This is a genomic window from Parafrankia sp. Ea1.12 (assembly GCF_900465275.1).
In the GTDB taxonomy this organism is placed as follows: Bacteria; Actinomycetota; Actinomycetes; order Frankiales; family Frankiaceae; genus Parafrankia; species Parafrankia soli.
In genome coordinates, this window is record NZ_UBIZ01000621.1 from 1 (window position 1) to 3,991 (window position 3,991).

Here is a 3,991-nt window from a genome sequence, read left to right on the forward strand (position 1 = left end):
ACCCGGACGACCTTGACGCCTGGCGGGCCGCGGTACGCCCCGAGACGCGGGCCTTCTACGGCGAGACGATCGGCAACCCGCGCGGGGACGTCTTCGACACCGAGGGCGTCGCGGCCGTCGCGCACGAGGCCGGGATACCTCTGATCATCGACAACACCCTGGCGACGCCCTACCTGTACCGGCCGTTCGAGCACGGCGCCGACATCGTCGTGCACTCGGCGACCAAGTTCATCGGCGGCCACGGCACCTCGATCGGCGGGATCATCGTCGACAGCGGCCGGTTCGACTACGGCGCCAGCGGGCGGTTCGCGAACTTCACCACCCCCGACCCGAGCTACCACGGCCTGGTCTACTGGGACGCCCTCGGTCACGGCAGCTACATCGCCAAGGCCCGGGTGCAGCTCCTGCGCGACCTCGGCCCGGCCGTCGCGCCGCTCAACTCCTTCCTGTTCCTGCAGGGCCTGGAGACGCTGTCACTGCGGATGGAGCGGCACAGCGCCAACGCGCTGCGCGTCGCCGAGTGGCTGGCCGCGCGCGACGAGGTCGGCTGGGTGGCCTACCCGGGGCTGCGTTCCAGCCCGTGGCACGCCGCGGCGGCGCGTTACCTGCCGCGCGGCACCGGGGCGGTGGTCGCGTTCGGCCTGCGCGGCGGGGCGGCGGCCGGGCCCGCGTTCATCGAGGCGCTGGAGCTGCACAGCCACCTGGCGAACGTCGGCGACGTCCGCTCGCTGGCCATCCACCCGGCGTCCACCACGCACGCGCAGCTACGCGAGGACGAACGGCTCACCAGCGGGGTGTCCGCCGACCTGGTCAGGCTCTGCGTCGGCCTCGAGGGCGTGGACGACATCCTCGCCGACCTCGACGGGGCGTTCCGCGCGATCACGGGCCCCGTCTGAGACCTCCGGCGGTCGGGACGCCCGCGGTCGGCCGACGTCCCGACGGCGCCCGGGCGGGGCGGGTCAGGGCGCTCCGAGGCCGACCTCCCGACCGTCGCAGCGCGTGCTCGCCGCTGCCGCGGCGCGCGGGTCCGGGATGGCACAGCTGACGGTGATGACCGCGCGCGACGGTTCCGCGGAGAGCTCGTAGACCACCATCAGCTTCCCGGCCGGGTCCAGGCCGCCGCCCTGGTCGGGCACGTCGAGCGCGCGGTCGGGCTCGGGGTCGTGCACGACCCCGGTGACCCCCACGAAGCCGCGTCTGCCCTGGTAGACCTCGCGGAGCGCGACGTACAGGTCGAAGCCGTCGAAACCGGTGGTGAGCCGGCGGTGCGACGTCTCGCGGACGGCGTCCGCCCGGTCCAGCAGCTCGCGGCACCCGTCCCCGGCCGGTTCGCGCCGGCACGACCCGGCACGCAGCCCGACCTGCCCGGCGAGCGTGACGGCGTCGTACAGGGCCCAGGCGGCCGAGTCGGGAAACTCCGCGAATCTGGGCCGGTCCTCCTCCGGGAGAAGGTCCCGGACCCTGCGGAATTCGCTCTCGGCCGGGCCGAAGTCGGCGATGAGACCGTTCTCGAGCAGCCTTCGCGCCGAATTCGGCTCCTCCGGGCCGAAAGCCGAGAACAGGAGCTTCGGCCTGGTGACGGGGTCCTTCTCGAGAATTTCCCGGACGGTGTCCCAGGCATCCCCGTCGCGCAGGTCGGAAAGCGCGTCGCCACCCAGCACGTGGACGTTGCTCCGGCACTTCGCGGGCAGGGTCATGAGAAGGCTGAGCAGCTCGGGGAGTTCTGCCGTCCGCCCGGCATAGATGATGAGCCGGGGTGCGTCGGTCACCGCCGTTCCGTTTATCTCGGGGTTGTCCCCGCAGATCCTGTCCTGCGGTTCCGCCAGCACGTCACCCAGCGGTCTCGGGGTGTCGGGATCCGTCGAGTAGGCGATCACCCGCTGCTCGAGCAGGGTCTCGAACGCGGTGCCGTCGAACCGGGACTTGTACTCGGGGCTGGTCAGCTTCCGGTTGTAGGCATCGAGCATGCTCCGGCCCCAGCGATCCGCGTCGTCGTAGACGATGAACGGCACGACCCGGTGGAGCAGGCCCCGCGGCGCCCAGGACAGCCCCATCTCGGCCTGCCGGTCGTCGGATCCGCCGATCCGGAAGTAACCGGGCTCCCCGGTCAGGTCCGTCCCGGACTGGGTGGCTGCGATCATCGGCACGCCTGAGAAGGCGTCCGTGTTGCCGGCGAGGTCCATCTGGCCGACATTATTGATCATCTTCTCGGAGTCGTCACGGGTCTGGCCGAGCCCCACGACGATCACCGGCCCGGCATCCCTGGCGGCCTCGCTGATCTTGTCCCCGGCCTGCGCGGCGAACTCCGCGTCCCCGCCGAGGTTCGCGGCCCACACCCGCATCCGCAGGTCGTCACGGTGCGCGGCATTGAACTGCCGCATCCCGGTCAGCGCGGTAAGCAGCTCGACGTTGTCGAGCCCGTCCGTCTGTTCCCCGGAGCTCAGGTGGCCGGCCAGCACGACCGTCAGGTAGTCGGGCGATGCGCCGCGCTCACGGTCCGCCCGCTCGGTCCGCTCGTTCTCGGCCACGATCTGCTGCCAGGCCGCCTCGATGCTCCGCTCGGTGTCGCTGGGCACCTCCCCGCCCGCCGGCACGCCCTGGCCGGCCGGCGCGCCGTCACCGGCGTTCGGATCGGCGGCGGTGCCATCACCGCCACCGGATCCGAGGATGTTCCAGAGCACGAACGAGACCAGCACCGCAAGGACGGTGACCAGGCCGACGAGGGCGGTTCGCAACCGGCCGCCCCGGCGGCGGGCGAGGACGGATACCGACCCGGCCAGCCGGCTCCCGAGGCTCGGCGGCGGGGGCAGCCGGTCCGCCATGACCTGCGCCAGGCGGCCGATCTCCCGCACGTACGTCCCGCTGCTCGGGCGCAGGGTGCGCAGTGGCCTGATGGCATGGTGCTGGCGGTCGCGCAGCACCCGGAGCATGGCGGCGCGCTGATGGTCGCTGCTCTCCTCGGCGGCGGCGAGCAGCCCGGCCAGGTCCACCTCGGACCAGTAGATCGGGATTATCCGGCGGCGCGCGCCGCGCCTGGACTGCTCGGCGCGTTCCAGGGCCAGGAACTGGGTGAACTCGCGGAGGCACTCGTCACTGGCCACGAAGGCGGGGGACACCACCGGCAGCAGGAACAGAACCCTGCCCAGCCCGGTCTCGAGTGTGGATCGCCAGAGGTCACCCGCTACGACGTCGCTGCGATCCTGGAAGATCTTGATATCCCGGCCGGAGCGCTCGCAGAGCTCGTGTTCCAGATCCGTCCTGAGCCTGGTGAGACGACCGCGACCGGTGTCGTCCGTGTGCGCATAGCTCAGGAAGGCAACCGGCTCCACCATGGCCCGCGGCGCCATTCAACGTCTCCCCCCTCGTGCGAACACGTCAGTATCACCTGCTCGCACACAGTGGGGGAATAACCGGTGCCGTTCCGCGCCGGCAGAACAGGCCGCGCACGGAGCAAGCCGACATCTGGCGGGACTCGCCTGGGACGGCCCCGCCCCCTGGCATGGGGAAACGATTTGTCGTGCCGGCGGCCGGTATGCGGGCCGGTATGTCGACGCAGCCGGGTCAATGCCCCCGCGAGGTGCCCCGACCAGCACGTTCCCGCGGCTCCGACCGCATCCAGGACAGCGTCCGGAGCAGTTCCACCGACGGCACGGGTGTCCGGGAGAAGACATCGGGCAGGCGGCGGGAGAGCACCAGGACCGGCCGCGCTCCCGGGACCTCGACGGACACCCCCGACACGTCGGGCAGGTCCGGCAGGTCCGGCACCCGGGGGGTCGCCACCTCCCCCACTGTCGGCCGCCACGGGGCGAGCAGCCGGTCGAGGCCGGCGAAGCCGGCCAGCGCCGACTCCGCCGCGGTCCCGGCGCCCGCGGCCGCCGGGTGCCCGGCCCACGCGCGCCGTACGGGGGCCGGCGCCGGACGACCGGCCGCGGCGGTGACTCCACCGATGGCTCCGGTGACGGCCACCGCGGGCGGCTCGACGGGCGGGGGC

2 protein-coding genes and 1 pseudogene are annotated in these 3,991 nt (G+C 72.6%); 1 reads left to right on the plus strand and 2 read right to left on the minus strand.

Going from position 1 to position 3,991, the window contains the following annotated elements:
* Positions 1–896, plus strand: an 896-nt coding sequence (locus FMEAI12_RS33555; RefSeq protein WP_200835505.1) for a PLP-dependent transferase, incomplete at its 5' end; no start/stop codon positions are given.
* Positions 897–959: 63 nt separating this feature from the next.
* Here the strand turns inward: FMEAI12_RS33555 and FMEAI12_RS33560 are convergent.
* Complete coding sequence (locus tag FMEAI12_RS33560; protein ID WP_112109132.1) at positions 960–3,347, minus strand: TIR domain-containing protein; 2,388 nt, start codon at positions 3,345–3,347, stop codon at positions 960–962.
* 214 nt (positions 3,348–3,561) lie between these two features.
* Positions 3,562–3,991: pseudogene (locus FMEAI12_RS33565) on the minus strand (hypothetical protein); the annotation flags it as partial.